Consider the following 18,422-nt stretch of genomic DNA (forward strand, 5'->3'; position numbering starts at 1 on the left):
TCGCAGAAGGGTGCCCCCGCATGCCCGAAACGCCGCACCCCGCGCCGAGACCCGACCGCGCCCCCACCCCGGGCCCGCCGCCCACCGCGGCCGGATCCGCCCTGCGCCGGGGCGCCCTCGGCACCGCCGACATCTCCTTCTTCGTCGTCTCCGCCGCCGCCCCCCTCACCGTCATGGCCGGTGTCGCTCCCGTCGCGATCCTCCTCGGCGGCGTGGGCGCCCCCGCCGGGTACCTCCTCGCCGGCCTCACCCTCACCGTCTTCGCCGTCGGCTTCACCGCCATGAGCCGCCACGTCAGGAGCGGCGGCGCCTTCTACGCCTACATCGCGCGCGGTCTGGGCAAGCGCGTCGGCATCGGCGCCGCCCTGCTCGCCCTCGTCGGCTACAACGGCATGGAGATCGGCGTCTACGGCCTCCTCGGCACCACCACCGCCGACACCGGCCACGCCCTCGCCGGCGTCGACGTCCCCTGGCTGCCGGTCTCCCTCGCCGGCCTCCTGCTCATCTGGTACGGCGGCTTCCGCTCCATCGACTTCGGCGCGAAGCTCCTCGGCGTCCTCCTCGTCGCCGAGACCGGAATCCTCGTCCTGCTCGCCGTCGGCGTCCTGGCCGAAGGCGGCGCCCACGGCCTGTCCGCGACCTCGTTCGCCCCCGGCGCGGTCCTCGTCCCCGGCACCGCTGCCGTCCTGGCCTTCGCGTTCGCCGCCTTCACCGGCTTCGAGTCGACCGTCATCTACCGCCGCGAGGCCCGCGACCCCGACCGGACCATCCCGCGCGCCACCTACATCGCCGTCGCCTTCCTCGGCCTCTTCTACGCCTTCATCGTCTGGACCGTCATCCAGGCCTTCGGCGCCGAGGAGGTGGTCACCGCCGCCGCCGAGGATCCGGGCGGCCTGTTCTTCGCCGCGATCACCACCTACGTCGGCCCCTGGGCGGCGGACCTCATGCACGTCTTCATCGTGACCAGCGTCATCGCCTCCCTCCTCGCCTTCCACAACGCCATCAACCGCTACGCCCTCGCCCTCGCCGAGGAAGGCGTCCTGCCCGCGGCCCTCGGCCGCGTCCACCCCCGCCACGGCTCCCCGTACCTCGCCGGCGCCGCCCAGACCGTCCTCGGTGCCGTCATCGTGCTCGCTTTCGCCCTCGCCGGCGCCGACCCGTACCAGCAGCTCCTGCTCTGGGTGAACACCCCGGGCATGATCGGTCTCATGGCCCTGATGCTGCTCGCCGCCATCGCCGTACCGGTGTACTTCCGGCGCACCGCCCACGACGAAGGGCCGTGGCGCACCCTGATCGCCCCCGTCACGGCGGCCGTCCTGCTGGTCGTCGCGATCTTCCTCGTCGTCTCCAAGGTCGGCCTGTTCACCGGGGCCTCCACCACCGTCAACACCGTCCTCGTCGCCGTCGTCCCCGCGGTGTTCCTCACCGGCCTCGGCCTCGCCCACCGGATCAGGACCCGCCGCCCCGAGGTCTACGCCCGCTTCGCCGAGGACCCGGCCGAAGCCGGCGCCGAGGCCGAACCCGAAGCCCCCGCCACCCCCCTCGAAGGAGCAGAGCCGTGCCCGCTGCCGACACCGTCCTCACCGGAGCCCGAGTCCGCACGCTCGACCCCGCCCGCCCCGAAGCCGGCGCGGTAGCCCTCCGCGACGGGCAGATCGTCGCCGTCGGACACGACAGCGACGTACCGGACTGGCGCGGACCCGGCACCGAGGTCGTCGACCTCGCCGGAGCCACCCTCACCCCCGGCCTGACCGACGCCCACAGCCACCCCGTGTGGGGCGTCGAGATGGCCACCGGGACCGACCTCTCCGCCGTCCGCGACCTCGACCAACTGCGCGCCGCCCTGCGCACGGCGGAGCGGGGCCCCGGCGGCTGGGTCCTCGGCCACGGCCTCGACCACAACGCCTTCGGCGGACGCCCCGTCGACCGCGCCCTCGTCGAGGAGTCCCTCGCGGGCGCCCCCGCCTTCCTGCGCCTCTACGACGGTCACTCCGCCCTCGCCACCGGCCCTGCCCTCGCCGCCGCGGGCATCACCGGACCCCGCGCGTTCGCCCAGCGCTCCGAGATCGTCTGCGACACCGACGCCACGGGCGCGGTCCGCCCCACCGGGCACCTCGTCGAGCACGCCGCGATGGCCCTCGTCGGGGCCGTCGCCCCCAAACCCACCGCCGCCGCCCGCCGCGCCCGCCTCCTCACGCTGCTCGGCGAGATGGCCGCCACCGGCCTCACCGGCGCCCACGTCATGGACCTCGGGGACGGGGACGTCCCCGCGCTCCTCGCCACCGTCGAGTACGAGGGCGACCTGCCGCTGCGCCTGCGCCTCGCGCCCTGGTGCATGCCCGGAGCGAGCGACGAGGACCTGGCCGAACTGATCGAACTCCAACTCACCGGCGGTCGCCACTGGCAGGTCGGCGGCGTCAAGTTCTTCATGGACGGCACCGTCGAGGGCGGCACCGCCTGGCTGGAGCACGCCGACTGCCACGGTCAGGGCACCGACGCCTTCTGGCCCGACCTCCCCGCCTACGCCCGGGCGGTGCGCGTCCTCGACTCCGCCGGGGTCCGCACCGCCACCCACGCCATCGGCGACGCGGCCGTCCGGCACGTCCTGGACACCGTCGCCTCCCTGGGAGCGCACGGCTCCATGCGACACCGCGTCGAGCACATCGAGTCCGTCCCCGACGACCAGCTGAAGCGGTTCGCGGAACTCGGCGTGATCGCCTCCATGCAGCCCCCGCACACCGCGTACACCCGCGCCGACCACACCGACGAATGGTCCAGGCGGCTCGGCGACGAGCGGGCCGCCCGGGCCTGGCGCTGCCGGGACCTGCGGGACGCGGGCGCGGTCCTGGCCCTCGGCTCCGACTGGCCCATCGCCCACCACGACGCCCGCCAGGTCCTCGCGACGGCGCTGCGCCCGCGCGGCGCGGCAGCCGCCGGCCGCTACCTGACGGGGCTGATGGCCCTGGAGGGGATGACCTCGCACGCCGCGCTCGCGGCGGGGGAGCAGCGGGTGGCGGGCCGGATCGCCCCCGGCCACCGGGCGGACCTGACGGCCTTCGCCCTCGACCCGGTCACGGCGGCGCCGGACGAACTGGCCGAGGCCCCGATCCGCCTCACGGTCTCGGGCGGCCGCATCACCCACCGCGACCCGGGCCCCTCCGCGCCCTGAGGGCGGTGGATGGCGCCCTTCCCACGGCCTGCCCGCGCCCGGTGCCCGGCCGGGGTCGGCCCGAGGGATCCGCTCCGGGCCCGGTGCCTTCCGTCGGGCCCCGGGGCTCACGCCGCTGATGTCGTGCGCGGTGCTGGGCGAGGTGGTTGTCGATCTTGACGTAACCGCGACGGTGGTCGTGGTTGATGTGCCGGATGCCCGACGGAACGCGCTCGGGCGCGCTAAAGTGCTGGTCAGCCATGGGGAAGCGTCTACTTCCGTATGGTCAGGCCCTCTCACGGGATTGCGAGTCCCGTGTGGGGGCCGAACGCGTTTTCTCGCAACGCACGACGTGGGCGCGCCGGCGGTGACGGGCCGGGAGGAGCACGGGTCCCGTACCGGCACCACCCCTCAGACGCGGGTGCGGAACCGGTTCAGCAGCGCGGCGGCCGGATGCGGTCCGGTGTGCTCGGGGTGGCGCGGCAGCCGGTGCGGCAGTGCCCCGTACCAGGCCCGCGAGACGGCGTAGCCGAAGGCCAGGCAGATCATCCCGCCGACCGCGTCGAGCCAGAAGTGGTTGGCCGTGGCCACGATGACGACGAGGGTCGCCGTCGGGTAGAGCAGGCCCAGGATCCGGGCCCAGGGGGCGGAGGCGACCGCGAAGATCGTCAGCCCGCACCAGAGCGACCACCCTATGTGCATGGACGGCATCGCCGCGTACTGGTTCGACATGTTCTTCAGGTTCCCGGAGGCCATGGAACCCCAGGTGTGGTGCACGAGGACCGTGTCGATGAAGTCCTGCCCGTTCATCAACCGCGGCGGCGCGAGCGGATACAGGTAGTAACCGACCAGCGCGACGCCCGTGGTCGCGAAGAGCACCAGGCGGGTGGCGGCGTAACGCCCCGGGTGGAAGCGGTAGATCCAGACCAGCACGCCGATCGTCACCACGAAGTGGAGGGTGGCGTAGTAGTAGTTCATGCCGACGATCAACCACGTCACCGAGTTGATGCCGTGGTTGACGCTCTGCTCCACGGCGATGCCGAGGCTGCGCTCCACCTCCCAGATCCAGTCGGCGTTCGCCAGGGCGGCGGCCTTCTGCTCGGGCACGGCGTTGCGGATCAGCGAGTACGTCCAGTAGCTGACCGCGATCAACAGGATCTCGAACCAGATGCGGGGGCGCCGCGGTGCCCGCAGCCGCGTGAGGAGGGTGCGTTCCGACACCGGACGGGCTTCGTGCTCGGCCACGGGGGGTGGCGGGACGTCCGTCCGGGTTTCCAGTGTCTTCACGCTCGCGTCACCCATGGGGAGAGAGTTTGCCAGATGAGATCTGCCCTCCGATCATCCCTCGGGACGGTCTTGGGGATGAGGGGATCAGCCCTGCGGACTACAGCCCGCCCCCTAGGGGGCGGGGGCTTCCCGAACCCGTCGCTGTCCCGGCCCCGAGGCCGTCGACCCGCGGACCACCAACTCGGGAAGGAAGACGAACTCGCTGTGCGGAGCCGGCGTCCCGCCGATCTCCTCCAGCAGGGTCCGCACCGCGGCCTGCCCCATCGCCTGGACCGGCTGCCGGATCGTGGTCAGCGGCGGATCGGTGAACGCTATGAGGGGGGAGTCGTCGAAGCCCACGACCGACACGTCCTGCGGCACGCGCAGTCCTTGCTGCCGGGCGGCACGGATCGCGCCCAGCGCCATCATGTCGCTCGCGCACACCACGGCGGTGCAGCCCCGGGAGATCAGCGCGGACGCCGCGGCCTGACCGCCCTCCAAGGTGTAGAGGGAGTGCTGGATCAGCTCCTCCGCCTCGGCCTCGCTCAGCCCGAGGCGTTCCCGCATCCCCAGCCGGAAGCCCTCGATCTTGCGGAGCACCGGCACGAACCGCTTCGGCCCGACGGCCAACCCGATCCGGGTGTGCCCGAGCGCGGTGAGGTGGGTCACCGCGAGCTGCATGGCGGCCCGGTCGTCGGGGGAGACGAAGGGGGCCCGCACCTTGTCGGAGAACCCGTTGATCAGGACGTACGGGACGCCCTGGCCGCGGAGTTGGTCGTAGCGGCCCATGTCGGCGGTGGTGTCGGCGTGCAGCCCCGAGACGAAGATGATCCCGGAGACGCCGCGGTCGACCAGCATCTCCGTCAACTCGTCCTCGGTGGACCCGCCGGGCGTCTGCGTGGCCAGTACCGGGGTGTACCCCTGCCGGGTCAGCGCCTGCCCGATGACCTGCGCGAGCGCCGGGAAGATGGGGTTGTCCAACTCGGGCGTTATCAATCCGACGAGCCCCGCACTGCGCTGCCTCAGCCGTACGGGACGCTCGTAGCCGAGGACGTCGAGGGCGGCCAGCACGGACTCACGGGTGCCTGCGGCCACACCGGGCTTGCCGTTGAGCACGCGGCTGACTGTGGCTTCGCTGACCCCCGCCTGGGCTGCGATGTCGGCTAGCCGTGCGGTCACGGGATTGGACTGTACCGGGCGCACGTTCAGATTGCCCACCACGTGCAGGAATCCGCCGGGAGCAGCACCGTACGCCCGTCCGTCCGCACCGGCGCGCTCGACAGGACGGGACGCCCCGGCGACGGCAGCTCCACCGGTTCCGGCCGGGTGTTGAGGGTGCAGGCGAAGCCGGGGCGGATGAAGAGGAGCACGCCCTCGGGCGCCGGCAGCCACTCCATGCCGGAGGGGAGGACGGTCCCGGGCACGCGGCTGCCCGGAACACCGTGCTCCGCCGCGGAGTCCGAGGTGTGGAGGGCCTCCGACGTGCAACCCGCCTCCGGGGCACCAAGGCCCGGCATCGCCCGGCGCAGTTCCAGGGCGGCCCGGTACAGCTCCAGGGTGGAGTGCGGGTCGCCGGTCTGTGCGGCCACGCTCAGGCCGGCCCAGTCGGCCGGCTGCGGGAGCCAGCTGCCGCCCCCGCCGAAACCGTACGGGGGCTCCTCGCCGGACCAGGGCAGCGGGATCCGGCAGCCGTCGCGCAGCCCGTCCTGCCCGGCGGCCTCGACCTCGCCCCCCACCGGGCCGGGCTCCCCGGCCCCGAGCTCCTCGACGGCGGGGCCCGCCTGTCGCGGGATCCGACCGCGGCGGAACGCCGGGTCGCGGCGCGCCCCGTCGGGCAGGTCGGTGACCTCCGGCAGCCCCAGTTCCTCCCCCTGGTACACGTACGCCGACCCGGGCAGGGCCAGCATCAGGAGCGCCGCGGCCCGCGCCCGGGCCAGGCCGCGCGCCCCGCCCCCGTAACGGGTCACGTGCCGGACGACATCGTGGTTGGACAGCACCCACGTGGTCGGCGCCCCCACCGAGGCGGTCGCCGCCAGGGACTCGTCGATGACGGTCCGCATCGCCGCCGGGTCCCACGGACAGTTCAGGAAACGGAAATTGAAGGCCTGGTGCAGTTCGTCGGGCCGTACGTACAGCGCGAGCCGCTCCGAGGTCGGCGCCCACGCCTCGGCGACACCGATCCGCTCGCCCCCGTAGGAGTCGAGGAGCCGACGCCACGAGCGGTGGATCTCGTGGACCCCGTCCTGGTCGAAGAAGGGGAGCGGTTCGGTGCCGATCAGCGTCGCCTGGGCGCCGCGGCCGATGTCGGGCAGGCCGGGCGCCTTGACCATGCCGTGGGCCACGTCGATGCGGAAGCCGTCCACCCCGAGGTCCAACCAGAACCGCAGGACCGAGGCGAACTCGGCCGCCACCTCCGGATGCTCCCAGTCCAGGTCGGGCTGCTCGGGGGCGAACAGGTGCAGGTACCAGTCCCCGTCCGGCACCCGGGTCCAGGCGGGGCCGCCGAAGACGGACTCCCAGTCGTTCGGCGGCTGCGCCCCGTCCGCCCCGCGCCCCGGGCGGAACAGGTACCGCTCCCGGGCCGGACTCCCGGGCCCGGCGGCGAGGGCCTCGCGGAACCAGGGGTGCTCCTCGGAGGTGTGGTTCGGCACCACGTCCACGATGACCCGCAGGCCCAGCGCGTGCGCGGCGCGGACCAGGTCGTCGGCATCGGCGAGGTCCCCGAAGAGGGGGTCGACGGCGCGGTAGTCGGCGACGTCGTAGCCGCCGTCGGCCTGGGGGGAGACGTAGAAGGGGGTCAGCCACACCGCGTCGACGCCGAGCCGGGCCAGGTGCGGGAGCCGCTCGCGGACCCCGCGCAGGTCGCCGACCCCGTCTCCGTCGCCGTCCGCGAAGGAGCGCACGTAGACCTGGTAGATGACGGCATCGCGCCACCAGCCGCCGCTCGTGGACGTGTTGCTGGAAGCGCTTGCAAGCCCGGAGGCCGTCAACTCGTGGGTCATATCGGGGTCAACGCGGGTACACACCCCATGGTTGCGGGCCCGGACACTCGAAGGTGGGTCGAACTAACAGCAAGCTGCGGCAACCGTCCGGACACACGGATGTAACGATCACCGCCTCTTGCAGAAAATTGCCGCAAGGTCTTTCGGTCGGCTTTCAGTCTTGTTACGTTCTCGGCAACTCGGGACCGCAGGGACGCGGCCGGGATCATCGAAGGAGTTCATATGCGGCGTGGCATAGCGGCCACCGCGCTGGTCGCGACCCTGGCGCTCGCGGCGACGGCTTGCGGTGGGGACACCAAGGACGACGGCGGTGACATCAAGGCCGGCGGCGAGCTGAGCGGCACGGTCACCTGGTGGGACACCTCGAACGAGGCCGAGAAGGCGAGCTTCCAGAAGATCGCCGAGGCGTTCACGGCCAAGCATCCCAAGGTCACCGTCAAGTACGTCAACGTCCCGTACGGCGACGCGCAGAACAAGGTCAAGAACGCCTTCAACTCCGGCGCCGAAGCCCCTGACGTGATCCGCGCGGACGTCGGCTGGGTCGCCGACTTCGCCTCCCTCGGCTACCTCGACGAGGTTCCCGCCGAGACGGCCAAGAAGGTCGACGCCGAGTTCCTGCCGCAGGCCGCGGCCAGCGGCAAGTACGAGGGCAAGACCTACGCCGTCCCGCAGGTCATCGACACCCTCGGCCTCTTCTACAACAAGAAGATGCTCGCGGACGCCGGAGTCCAGCCCCCCACCACGCTGGAGGAGCTGAAGACGGCCGCCACCGCCATCAAGGCGAAGACCGGCAAGACCGGCCTGTACCTGCGCGGCGACGACTCCTACTGGTTCTTCCCGTTCATCTACGGCGAGGGCGGCGACCTGGTCGACGCCAAGAACAAGACGGTCACCGTCGACAACCCCGCCGGCGTCAAGGCCTTCAAGGCCGCCCGTGACCTCGTCGCCTCCGGCGCGGCCGTCACCAACGCCACCGACGGCTGGACCAACATGCAGACGGCCTTCAAGTCCGGCGAGGTCGCCATGATGATCAACGGCCCCTGGGCCGTCGCCGACACCTACGCCGGCGAGCAGTACAAGGACAAGGCCAACCTCGGCGTCGCCCCGGTCCCGGCCGGCTCCACCAAGGCCGGTGCCCCCCAGGGCGGCCACGACCTCGCCGTGTACGCCGGTTCCAAGAACCGCGCCGCCGCGCACGCCTTCGTCGAGTACCTCACCTCCCAGGAGGTGCAGGTCCAGTCCGCCAAGGAACTGAGCCTGCTGCCGACCCGCACCGCCGCCTACGACCAGCCGGACGTCAAGAGCAGCGAGATGGTCCAGTTCTTCAAGCCGGCCATCGACAAGGCCGTCGAACGCGCCTGGATCCCGGAGAACGGCTCCCTCTTCGAGCCGCTGAAGGTCGAATACACCAAGGCCCTCACCGGCACCTCCACCCCGGAAGAGGCCGCCAAGGCCGCCGGCGCCGAGTTCCGCAAGATCCTCAAGGGCTGGAAGTAACGAACCATGGCTGCTCACACCAGCCAGTCGGTGGCGAAGGCCGCGGACGGGGAAGCCGGTACCACCGGTCCCGTCCGCGGCCGGAGCCGCAGGACTGACAGCGACAGCACCGGCGGCGGGCGCGGCGGACTCAAGCGCGCGCTCGCCACGCACTGGTACGCCTGGACCATGATCGCCCCGGTCGTGCTCGTCCTCGGCGTCATCATCGGCTGGCCCCTCGTCCGCGGCATCTACCTGTCGCTGACCGACGCCAACGAGCGCAACGTCGCCCGCACCATCGGCGTCCGCCACATCGAGGCCACGTACGAGTTCGTCGGCCTCGACAACTACGCGGCCGTCCTCGGCGACCCGGTGTTCCTCCAGCGGCTGGTGTGGACGGTGGTGTGGACCGTCGCGTGCGTGTCCATCACCTTCGCCATCGGCCTCGGCCTGGCCAACATGCTCAACCGACAGTTCCGGGGCCGCGCCGCCTACCGGATGGCGCTCATCCTCCCCTGGGCCGTCCCCGGCTTCGTCTCCGTCTTCGCCTGGCGGTTCCTCTTCAACCGTGACAACGGCATCCTCAACAAGATCCTCGACGGCGGCGGCATCAGCGCGATCCCGTGGCTCGACGACCCCACCTGGGCCAAGTTCGCCGTCATCGCCGTCAACGTCTGGCTCGGCGTCCCCTTCATGATGGTCGCCCTGCTCGGCGGACTGCAGTCCATCCCCGGAGAGCTCTACGAGGCCGCCGAGATGGACGGGGCGAGCCCCTGGCAGCGCTTCCGGCACATCACCCTGCCCGGACTGCGCGCGGTGAGCATGACCGTCGTCCTGCTCTCCACCATCTGGACCTTCAACATGTTCCCGGTGATCTTCCTGCTCACCCGGGGCGGACCGGGCGACTCCACGGAGATCCTCGTGACCCAGGCCTTCCGTGAGGCCTTCGTCGCCAGCCCGCGCGACTTCGCCGGCTCCGCCACCTGGGGCGTCCTCATCCTGGCCCTGCTCATGATCTTCGCGCTGGTCTACCGGCGCTCGCTGCGCAAGCAGGGAGAGGTGTGGTGACCGTGACCACTTCCACGACCGCCGACACCGCGACCACCAAGGGCGCCGGGAGCGCGACCGCACCGGCGAACACCGACCGCGTCCGCCCCCGGGGCAGCCGCTCCCCCCTCGCCTCCTTCGCGCTGCACGCCACCCTCGTCGCCGCGTCCGTGATCGCCGTCTTCCCGGTGCTCTGGATCCTGCTGACCTCGCTGAAGCCCGCGCAGCACGCCATCACCACCGACTTCGTCAAGGAACCCACCCTCGCGAACTACAGCCACCTGCTGGAGGACACCCACTTCCTCAGCTGGTTCGCGAACTCCGTCCTCGTCGCCGGCGTCACCACCGTCCTCGGCGTGTTCATCGCCGCCACCACCGGATACGCCGTCAGCCGTTTCAAGTTCCCCGGCATGAAGCCCCTCATGTGGACCCTGCTCGTCACGCAGATGTTCCCCATGGCGATCCTCATCGTCCCGCTCTACAACCTGATGGGCGAGCTCGGACTGCTCAACCAGCCGCTCGGCCTGATCATCACGTACCTCACCATCGCCGTGCCGTTCTGCGCCTGGATGATGAAGGGCTTCTTCGACACCATCCCCGTCGAGATCGACGAATCCGGACGCGTCGACGGCCTCAACCCCTTCGGCACCTTCTGGCGGCTGATCCTCCCGCTCGCCAAGCCGGGCCTCGCCGTCACCGGCTTCTACGCCTTCATCACCGCCTGGGGCGAAGTCGCCTACGCCTCCGCCTTCATGGTCGGCGAGGAGAACCTCACCCTGGCCGGCGGCCTCCAGACCTTCGTCACCCAGTACACCTCCAACTGGGGTGCCATGAGCGCGGCCTCCGTCCTCATCGCCATCCCCGCGGCCGTCTTCTTCCTCTTCGCCCAGCGTCACCTCGTCGCCGGGATGACGGCAGGCGCCACCAAGGGCTGACCACCCGAGCCTGCCCGCACCGCTCCCGGCCCGATCTCTCCAAGGACGACATGACCCAGCACCTCGCCGACGCACTTCCCGCCCCGACCGGCACCCTGCCCGGTTGGTGGAGAGAAGCGGTGATCTACCAGGTCTATCCGCGCAGCTTCGCCGACTCGAACGGGGACGGCATGGGGGACCTCGAAGGCATCCGCACCCGACTGCCCTACCTCAAGGAGCTCGGCGTCGACGCCGTGTGGCTGAGCCCCTTCTACGCCTCCCCGCAGGCCGACGCCGGCTACGACGTCGCGGACTACCGGGCCATCGACCCCATGTTCGGCACCCTCCACGACGCCGACGCCGTGATACGCGAAGCCCACGACCTGGGCCTGCGCATCATCGTCGACCTCGTCCCCAACCACTGCTCCGACCAGCACGAATGGTTCAAGCAGGCACTGCGGGAAGGGCCCGGAACCCCGCTGCGCGAGCGCTTCCACTTCCGCCCCGGCCGCGGGACCGGCGGCGAGGAGCCCCCGAACGACTGGGAGTCCATCTTCGGCGGACCCGCCTGGACCCGCGTCGCCGACGGCGAGTGGTACCTGCACCTCTTCGCCCCCGAGCAGCCCGACTTCAACTGGGAACACCCCGCCGTCCAGGACGAGTTCCGCTCCATCCTGCGGTTCTGGCTCGACCTCGGCGCCGACGGCTTCCGCATCGACGTCGCCCACGGCCTCGTCAAGGCCCCCGGCCTGCCCGACCTCGGCCGCGACGAACAGCTCAAACTGCTCGGCAACCAGGTCCTGCCCTTCTTCGACCAGGACGGCGTCCACGAGATCTACCGCTCCTGGCGCACCGTCCTCGACGAGTACGCCGGCGACCGCATCGGCGTCGCCGAGGCCTGGACCCCCAGCGCCGACCGCACCGCGCTCTACCTGCGCCCCGACGAACTGCACCAGGCCTTCAACTTCCACTATCTGAACACCGGTTGGGACGCGGACGCGCTGCGCGGCGCCATCGACGACTCCCTCGACTCGATGCGGCCGGTCGGCGCCCCGACCACATGGGTGCTGTCCAACCACGACGTCGTCCGCCACCGCACCCGCTTCGGCAGCCTGGAGCGCGCCCGCGCCGCCGCGCTGCTCATGCTGGCCCTGCCCGGATCGGCGTACGTCTACCAGGGCGAGGAACTCGGCCTGCCCGAGGTCACCGACCTCCCCGACGAGGTCCGCCAGGACCCGTCCTTCTTCAAGGCCAACGGGCAGGACGGACTCCGCGACGGCTGCCGCGTCCCGATCCCGTGGTCCGGCGAGCAGGCCCCGTACGGCTTCGGCGACGGCGGCAGCTGGCTCCCGCAGCCCGCCGAGTGGGCGGGCCTGAGCGTCGAGGCGCAGACCGGCGACCCGGCGTCCACCCTGGAGCTGTACCGCGCCGCCCTGCGGATCCGGCGCGAGCACACCGACCTCGGCGCGGGCGACTCCGTCGAGTGGCTGCCCGCACCCGCCGGGGTGCTGACGTTCCGCCGAGGCGGCTTCGTGTGCACCGCCAACACCACCGACGAGGCCGTCGCGTACGCGGCGCCGGGCGAGGTCCTGCTGAGCAGCGGTGATCCCGACGTCACCGATGTCCTGCCCGCCGACACCACCGTGTGGTGGCGGGGGTGACTTCCCCGCTGAGGCTGACGGACATCGCCGCGCAGGCCCAGGTCAGCGAGGCGACCGTCAGTCGCGTGCTCAACGGCAAGTCGGGCGTGGCCGCCGGCACCCGCCACAAGGTGCTGGCCGCGCTCGACCTGCTGGGCTACGAACGGCCCGTACGGCTCAAGCGCCGCAGCAACGGCCTCGTAGGGCTGCTCATCCCCGAGCTCACCAACCCCATCTTCCCGGCGTTCGCCCAGGTCATCGAGCAGGCCCTGGCCGGGCACGGGTACACGCCCGTGCTGTGCACGCAGACCCCGGGAGGGGCCACCGAGGACGAACTCGTCGAGCAGCTGGAGGAGCGCGGCGTCACCGGCATCGTGTTCCTCTCCGGGCTGCACGCCGACGCGCACGCCGACCCGTCGCGCTACCAGCGGCTGGCGGCGCGCGGCGTGCCCTTCGTCCTGATCAACGGGTTCAACGAGGGCATCAGCGCCCCCTTCGTCTCCCCGGACGACCGGGCGGCGGCGGACATGGCCGTCCGGCACCTGGAGGAACTCGGGCACCGGCGGATCGGCCTGGCCATCGGGCCGACCCGCTACGTGCCGTCGGCGCGCAAGGAGCAGGGCTTCCTCGCGGCCGTCCCCTCGGCCGGGGCGGAGGGGCTGATCCAACGCACCCTGTTCACGGTGGAGGGCGGCCACGCCGCCGGCGGAGCCCTGCTCGACCGTGGCTGCACCGGCATCGTGTGCGGCAGCGACCCGATGGCGTTGGGCGTCGTACGGGCGGCCCGCGAGCGGGGGCTGCGGGTCCCGGAGGACGTGTCGGTGGTCGGCTTCGACGACTCCCCGCTCATCGCGTTCACCGACCCGCCCCTGACGACGGTCCGCCAGCCGGTCCGCGCCATGGCCACGGCCGCGGTCGGCGCCCTCCTCGAAGCGGTGGCCGGCACCCCGGTCCAGCGCACGGAGTACGTCTTCCAGCCGGAACTGGTGGTCAGGGGCTCGACGGGGCCGGGGCCGGGGGCGTAGGAGCGGCGGGGTGGGGGTGGGGGCGGGGGCGGGGGTGTAGGAGCGGTGCCGGTGCCGGGCGGGGGCGGGGTGTTGGTCGGGGTGACGGGGCGGGTTCAACTCCTCCGGATCAGGGAGGGTTTGGGGGGTTCCCGCCGGTCTCATCGTCTCCCCGTGTCGGGCCGGTCCCTCAAGGGCGCTCCTCCTTCGTCGTCGCGTCGCTTCGCGATGGCCTTCGGCCACCCTTGACCGACCGACCCGCCCCGGAAAGCCGAAGACCGACGGGAACCCCCCAAAAGAACGGTCACGGGTCAGAGGTGAACAGGGGCGGGTCCCTCAGTGACGAGGCGAGGGGCCGGGCGCTGCCCAATCGGGCATGCGGGGAGGTCGGAGGGCCTGCGGCCGGACCACGCCCGGGCTCCGCCCACCCGACGGGACCACAAGGGGCGTCCTGTGGCGAGAACCGGTTCAGCCAACGGCCTTCTCGATGGCCTCGAAGATGTCCGCATCGGTTTCCTGCTGCCAGACGGGCAAATCGGGCCAGTCGGCGACGTACCCGGGCTTCGGGTCCTCGAACTGCTTGTACATCTGGGCCGTCCAGCACGTCGCGACGAACCGGCCCTTCTGCTCGCGTGACAATCGGGACGTGTGGCCGCCGCTGAGCTCCACGAACTGCCGCACCTGTTCGTGGACGGAGCCGGCCGCCTCCCGTTCCCACTGCGGCGTATCGGCCCACGGTGTGACGTAGCCCGGCTTGGGCTCCCCCGGAAAGTGCTGGTGTACGCCCGCGATCCACGTCTCCCGGAACAATCGTGCGCCTTCGATCTGTGGCATGCCGACCCTTCTCCTCACGATGTGTTCAGCATGGCGATGCCCGCTCCCAGCTCTGCCACCCGACGGTCGTGCCTCATCGGGCCGAACTCGTCGCACAGCGCCAGGAGTCTACGGGCGATATAGCCGGATGATGAGGCCTGTGCCAGCTGGATGGCCTGCCATCCGTACGCGATGAGCTGCTCAGGATCGCGTCGCCTCGCCCCGATGGCGGCCAGGTCCGCGAGCACGACGCCCTTGCGACGGTAGGACTGTCCGGACAGCAGAGCGGTCTGATGCAATGCGGAGTTCAGTGTCTCCTCTGCCAGGTCCAACCGGCCGAGCTTCAGGTAACGGGCTCCCCTCTCCTCGGCGAGTCGTGTTCCGTCGAAGCGCAACCAACCGCCGTTGGTGCTGTCAGAAGCAAGGTCACGGACCTTCTCGGCTCGGTCCAGCGCACGTTCGCAAGCACTCAGGTCACCAAGGCCGGCGTAGGCCTCCGCCTGGACCGACGCGACCCACTGGCGGGTGGAGAGACTGCTGTCTCCTCGTCCGGCCAATCGCTCGGCCGCGACGAGCATCTGTGCCGCCTGACCGTAGCGCTGCTCGGACATGTCCACGTATGCGTGGCGAACGAGCGCGCAGGCCCACAGGTCGTATGCGTCCGCGTCCTTGCTGACGGAGGCTGCCAGCGTGTAGGAGGCGGCTGCATCGGCGTACCTGTTGCCGTCGAAGGCGACTTCACCTGCCATTTGGAAGAGATCGGCGGCCGCACTCAGGAGGAGGCGGGAATTACCTCGGCCGGCGGCCAGAGCCTCGTTCAATGTCGTCAGCTGGTCACGAATGATCGTGTAGACGGAGCCTTTCGAGCGGGCCAGTCGATAGACCTGCCAAAGGTGGGCGTTCATCAGCTCGAAGTCTGCGGGCGTTCCCCCTGCCGCCCCGCCCGGGAGGGCGTCGGCGTCGTCCGAAGGGAGGGAGGAAAGCGCACCGCTGATCGTGAGAATGCGGAGAAATTCGCGGCGGATCATCTCGTCGAGGTCTCCCGCGGTCGGGTGGTCACTGCACTGTTTCCCCGGGGCCTCCAAGCCTGCGGCTCGTGGCTCGGTGAGGAGGCCTTCGAGGTCTTGGAGGCTGATCCCGAGAGTGGTTGCCAGGCGTCGTCGCTGGGGTGGTTGCGGCTCGACCTTGCCGTTTTCCCAGCGCCCGACCGTCGTACGGTCCACCCCGAGCAGTTCGGCCAGTTCCTCCTGACTGTAGCCCAGGGCCTTCCGCCGTCCAGCAAGTCCCATTGCGGTCCCTTCTCGCAGTTCGGAACCTCGTGCACGGATCTGCGTCAAGCCTGCCGCATCGATGCTGTGGAGTCCGCCGACTTCCGTCGGTTTCCTTGGACTTGTCGCGAACAGGTCGTCGAGTCGGGAAAGGGATGAGCCATGACAATGGACGGCGCGGAGGGCCTGGATTCGGGCGGACTCGGAGGGCTCCAGCCCCTCGTGAGGGTCCACGGTCCGGACTGGGGAGTGCGGTTCGGGATCAGTGAAGAACTGTGTGAGCGGGCACGCGCCGGCTGGGAACTCTTCGTCTTCTCCATCGAGGATTCGGTCGATGAGTGAGCAGTACGAGTACGTGCCGCATCGGCTCCTGCGTCGCCGGGTCCGCGATGTCGCTTCGGGCGTCGAGGGCGAACTGATGGCCGTGGTCAATGAGAACGTCTCGGACACGGTGGTGGAGCGCTGGATGGAGCTGGCTTACATCCGTGCCGCGTCCGGCCGTGAATTCACCACCTCGGTCGCCAATGTCGCCCCCGCCGCCGACCAGCCCAAGGCGGCCGGCGGACGCCGAACCGAGCGAAGTGCCCATGGATCCGGCGCGTGTGGGCGGTCTGACGTGCGCTGATGTTGATTCCCTCGTCCTGACGGGCAGGTAGAGCCCGTGCCCGCGCTCGTGGTCCGGCCGCAGGCCCTCCGACCTCCCCGTATGCCCGATCTGCCGGCGCCCGGCCCGTCGTCTCGTCCCTGAGGGACCCGCACCTCCCCTCTCTGACCCGTGACCGTTCTTTTGGGGGGTTCCCGTCGGTCTTCGGCTTTCCGGGGCGGGTCGGTCGGTCAAGGGTGGCCGTAGGCCATCGCGAAGCGACGCGACCGCAGGGAGCGCCCTTGAGGGACCGGCCCGACACGGGGAGACGATGAGACCGGCGGGAAACCACCAAACCCTCCCTGATCCGGAGGAGTTGGAGCCCGCACCGGGTGGCCCGAGCAGCACCGCGACCCACCCCCGGAAACAAATCTGCAACCTCTTGCGCAAAGTCTTGCAACACTCCCGGCCTGGCCCTACGGTCGCGTGCAATCCCCACCTCTACGCCAGGAGGCCCCCGCATGCCTGTCAAAGCCGCCAGAGCTGCAACCCTTTTCGCCGTCGCCGCAGTTGCCGCCGCCGGGACCCTCACCGCCCAGGCCCCGCAGGCGCGGGCCGCCGCTCCCGGGGAGCGGGACGTGACCGCCGTGCTCTTCGAGTGGCGGTTCGACTCCGTCGCCAAGGCCTGCACCGACGGCCTCGGACCCGCCGGGTACGGGTACGTCCAGGTCTCACCGCCCCAGGAACACGTCCAGGGCGGCCAGTGGTGGACCTCGTACCAGCCCGTCAGCTACAAGATCGCCGGCAGGCTCGGCGACCGCGCCGCGTTCAAGCGGATGGTCGACACCTGCCACGCCGCCGGCGTGAAGGTCGTCGCGGACGCCGTCATCAACCACATGGCGGGCCCGGCGGACGCGGGCGCCACCCACACCGGGACCGGCGGTACTTCGTACACGAAGTACAACTACCCGGGCCTCTACTCGGGCGCCGACATGGACGACTGTCGGGCGACGATCTCCAACTACCAGGACCGGGGCAACGTCCAGAACTGCGAGCTCGTGCAGTTGGCCGATCTGGACACGGGTGAGGACTACGTACGGGGCCGCATCGCCGGGTACCTCAACGACCTGCTGTCCCTCGGCGTCGACGGCTTCCGGATCGACGCCGCGAAGCACATGCCCGCCGGTGACCTCGCGAACATCAAGTCCCGGCTGACGAACCCCGGCGTGTACTGGAAGCAGGAGGCCATCTTCGGCGCGGGCGAGGCCGTCTCGCCGAGCGAGTACCTCGGCAGCGGGGACGTCCAGGAGTTCCGCTACGCCCGCGACCTCAAGCGCGTCTTCCAGGACGAAAACCTCGCCCACCTCAAGAACTTCGGTGAGGCGTGGGGCCACATGGCCTCCGCGCGGAGCGGCGTGTTCGTCGACAACCACGACACCGAACGCGTCGGCGACACCCTCAGTTACAAGAACGGCTCCGCCTACACCCTGGCCAACGTCTTCATGCTGGCCTGGCCCTACGGCTCCCCGGACGTGCACTCCGGCTACGAGTGGTCCGACAAGGACGCCGGCCCGCCCAACGGCGGCACCGTGAACGCCTGCTACGCGGACGGCTGGAAGTGCCAGCACGCCTGGCGGGAGATCTCCTCCATGGTCGGCTTCCGCAACGCGGCCCGCGGCCAGTCCGTGACGAACTGGTGGGACAACGGCGGCGACCGGATCGCGTTCGGGCGCGGTGCTAAGGCGTACGTGGCCATCAACCACGAGGGCTCCGCGTTCACCACCACCTTCCAGACCTCCCTCCCGGCAGGTGCCTACTGCGACGTGCAGAGCGGTCGCGCCGTGACCGTGGACGGCTCGGGCCGCTTCACCGCGACCCTCGGCGCCGGCACCGCGCTCGCCCTGCACGTCAACGCCCGAACCTGCGCCGCGACCCCGGAGAACCCGTCCCCGGCGACGGGTGCCTCCTTCGCCGTCACCGCGACGACCGTGCCCGGTCAGGACGTGTACGTCACCGGGGACCGCGCCGAGCTCGGCAACTGGAACCCGTCCGCCGCCCTGAAGCTCGACCCCGCGACCTACCCCGTGTGGAAGCTCGACGCGGGCCTCCCGGCCGGTGCCGCCTTCGCCTACAAGTACGTGCGCAAGGACGCCGCCGGGAACGTCACCTGGGAGAGCGGCGCCAACCGTACGGCCACCGTCCCCGCGAGCGGCAAGGTCACGCTGACCGACACCTGGCGCAACTGAGCCGCCGCCCCGCAG

The 18,422-nt window shown here is 71.0% G+C and carries 15 protein-coding genes; 10 read left to right on the forward strand and 5 right to left on the reverse strand.

Annotated elements, in window-relative coordinates; genetic code table 11:
• The first annotated feature begins 20 nt into the window (after nt 1-20).
• Nucleotides 21-1,637 carry an APC family permease gene (locus ACZ58N_RS10555; protein WP_471157658.1) on the forward strand — a complete coding sequence of 539 codons (1,617 nt, stop codon included), beginning with the start codon at nt 21-23 and terminating at the stop codon, nt 1,635-1,637.
• Nucleotides 1,559-3,169, forward strand: coding sequence for an amidohydrolase (locus tag ACZ58N_RS10560; protein ID WP_471157659.1), 1,611 nt, complete (start codon nt 1,559-1,561; stop codon nt 3,167-3,169). The genes ACZ58N_RS10555 and ACZ58N_RS10560 overlap by 79 nt, the downstream gene beginning before the upstream one ends.
• Nucleotides 3,170-3,559: 390 nt before the next feature.
• Here ACZ58N_RS10560 and ACZ58N_RS10565 read toward each other — a convergent pair whose 3' ends face one another.
• The 3 genes from ACZ58N_RS10565 to ACZ58N_RS10575 all read right to left on the reverse strand — a co-directional run bounded on the left by ACZ58N_RS10565 (nt 3,560) and on the right by ACZ58N_RS10575 (nt 7,416).
• The gene (locus ACZ58N_RS10565) at nt 3,560-4,450 is read right to left on the reverse strand and encodes a phosphatase PAP2 family protein (protein WP_471157660.1); all 891 of its coding nucleotides are present in this window, start codon (nt 4,448-4,450) and stop codon (nt 3,560-3,562) included.
• Nucleotides 4,451-4,546: 96 nt separating this feature from the next.
• Nucleotides 4,547-5,593: a LacI family DNA-binding transcriptional regulator gene (locus ACZ58N_RS10570; protein WP_471157662.1), complete on the reverse strand. Its 1,047-nt coding sequence runs from the start codon at nt 5,591-5,593 to the stop codon at nt 4,547-4,549.
• A 26-nt stretch (nt 5,594-5,619) separates the two neighbouring features.
• Nucleotides 5,620-7,416: a glycoside hydrolase family 13 protein gene (locus tag ACZ58N_RS10575; RefSeq protein WP_471157663.1), complete on the reverse strand. Its 1,797-nt coding sequence runs from the start codon at nt 7,414-7,416 to the stop codon at nt 5,620-5,622.
• A 222-nt stretch (nt 7,417-7,638) separates the two neighbouring features.
• On the opposite strand from ACZ58N_RS10575, the gene ACZ58N_RS10580 reads away from it, so the two are divergent.
• The 5 genes from ACZ58N_RS10580 to ACZ58N_RS10600 are packed head-to-tail and all read left to right on the forward strand — an operon-like array spanning nt 7,639 to nt 13,518.
• Complete coding sequence (locus ACZ58N_RS10580) at nt 7,639-8,913, forward strand: extracellular solute-binding protein (RefSeq protein ID WP_471157665.1); 1,275 nt, start codon at nt 7,639-7,641, stop codon at nt 8,911-8,913.
• Nucleotides 8,914-8,919: 6 nt separating this feature from the next.
• On the forward strand, nt 8,920-9,960 hold the full coding sequence (locus ACZ58N_RS10585; RefSeq protein WP_471157666.1) for a carbohydrate ABC transporter permease: 1,041 nt from the start codon (nt 8,920-8,922) through the stop codon (nt 9,958-9,960).
• Nucleotides 9,961-9,962: 2 nt separating this feature from the next.
• A complete protein-coding gene (locus ACZ58N_RS10590; RefSeq protein ID WP_471157667.1) occupies nt 9,963-10,874 on the forward strand; it encodes a sugar ABC transporter permease in 912 nt (303 codons plus the stop codon).
• 50 nt (nt 10,875-10,924) lie between these two features.
• Nucleotides 10,925-12,514 carry a glycoside hydrolase family 13 protein gene (locus ACZ58N_RS10595; RefSeq protein WP_471157668.1) on the forward strand — a complete coding sequence of 530 codons (1,590 nt, stop codon included), beginning with the start codon at nt 10,925-10,927 and terminating at the stop codon, nt 12,512-12,514.
• Nucleotides 12,502-13,518, forward strand: coding sequence for a LacI family DNA-binding transcriptional regulator (locus ACZ58N_RS10600; RefSeq protein WP_471157669.1), 1,017 nt, complete (start codon nt 12,502-12,504; stop codon nt 13,516-13,518). Before ACZ58N_RS10595 ends, ACZ58N_RS10600 begins: the two co-directional genes overlap by 13 nt.
• A gap of 447 nt (nt 13,519-13,965) precedes the next feature.
• On the opposite strand, the gene ACZ58N_RS10605 is transcribed toward ACZ58N_RS10600, so the two are convergent.
• A complete protein-coding gene (locus ACZ58N_RS10605) occupies nt 13,966-14,331 on the reverse strand; it encodes a hypothetical protein (protein ID WP_471157671.1) in 366 nt (121 codons plus the stop codon).
• Nucleotides 14,332-14,345: 14 nt separating this feature from the next.
• Nucleotides 14,346-15,599 carry a helix-turn-helix transcriptional regulator gene (locus ACZ58N_RS10610; protein WP_471157673.1) on the reverse strand — a complete coding sequence of 418 codons (1,254 nt, stop codon included), beginning with the start codon at nt 15,597-15,599 and terminating at the stop codon, nt 14,346-14,348.
• 141 nt (nt 15,600-15,740) lie between these two features.
• Between ACZ58N_RS10610 and ACZ58N_RS10615 the strand changes: the two genes are divergently transcribed.
• The 3 genes from ACZ58N_RS10615 (at nt 15,741) to ACZ58N_RS10625 (ending at nt 18,407) form a co-directional block, all read left to right on the forward strand.
• Entirely contained in the window at nt 15,741-15,920 is a 180-nt protein-coding gene (locus ACZ58N_RS10615) for a hypothetical protein (RefSeq protein ID WP_471157674.1), read from the forward strand.
• Nucleotides 15,913-16,203 carry a hypothetical protein gene (locus tag ACZ58N_RS10620; protein WP_471157676.1) on the forward strand — a complete coding sequence of 97 codons (291 nt, stop codon included), beginning with the start codon at nt 15,913-15,915 and terminating at the stop codon, nt 16,201-16,203. Before ACZ58N_RS10615 ends, ACZ58N_RS10620 begins: the two co-directional genes overlap by 8 nt.
• A gap of 479 nt (nt 16,204-16,682) precedes the next feature.
• Nucleotides 16,683-18,407, forward strand: a complete 1,725-nt coding sequence (locus tag ACZ58N_RS10625; protein ID WP_471157678.1) for a carbohydrate-binding module family 20 domain-containing protein — start codon at nt 16,683-16,685, stop codon at nt 18,405-18,407.
• Nucleotides 18,408-18,422: the final 15 nt, after the last annotated feature.

It is taken from the genome of Streptomyces sp. NPDC040432 (assembly GCF_055595445.1).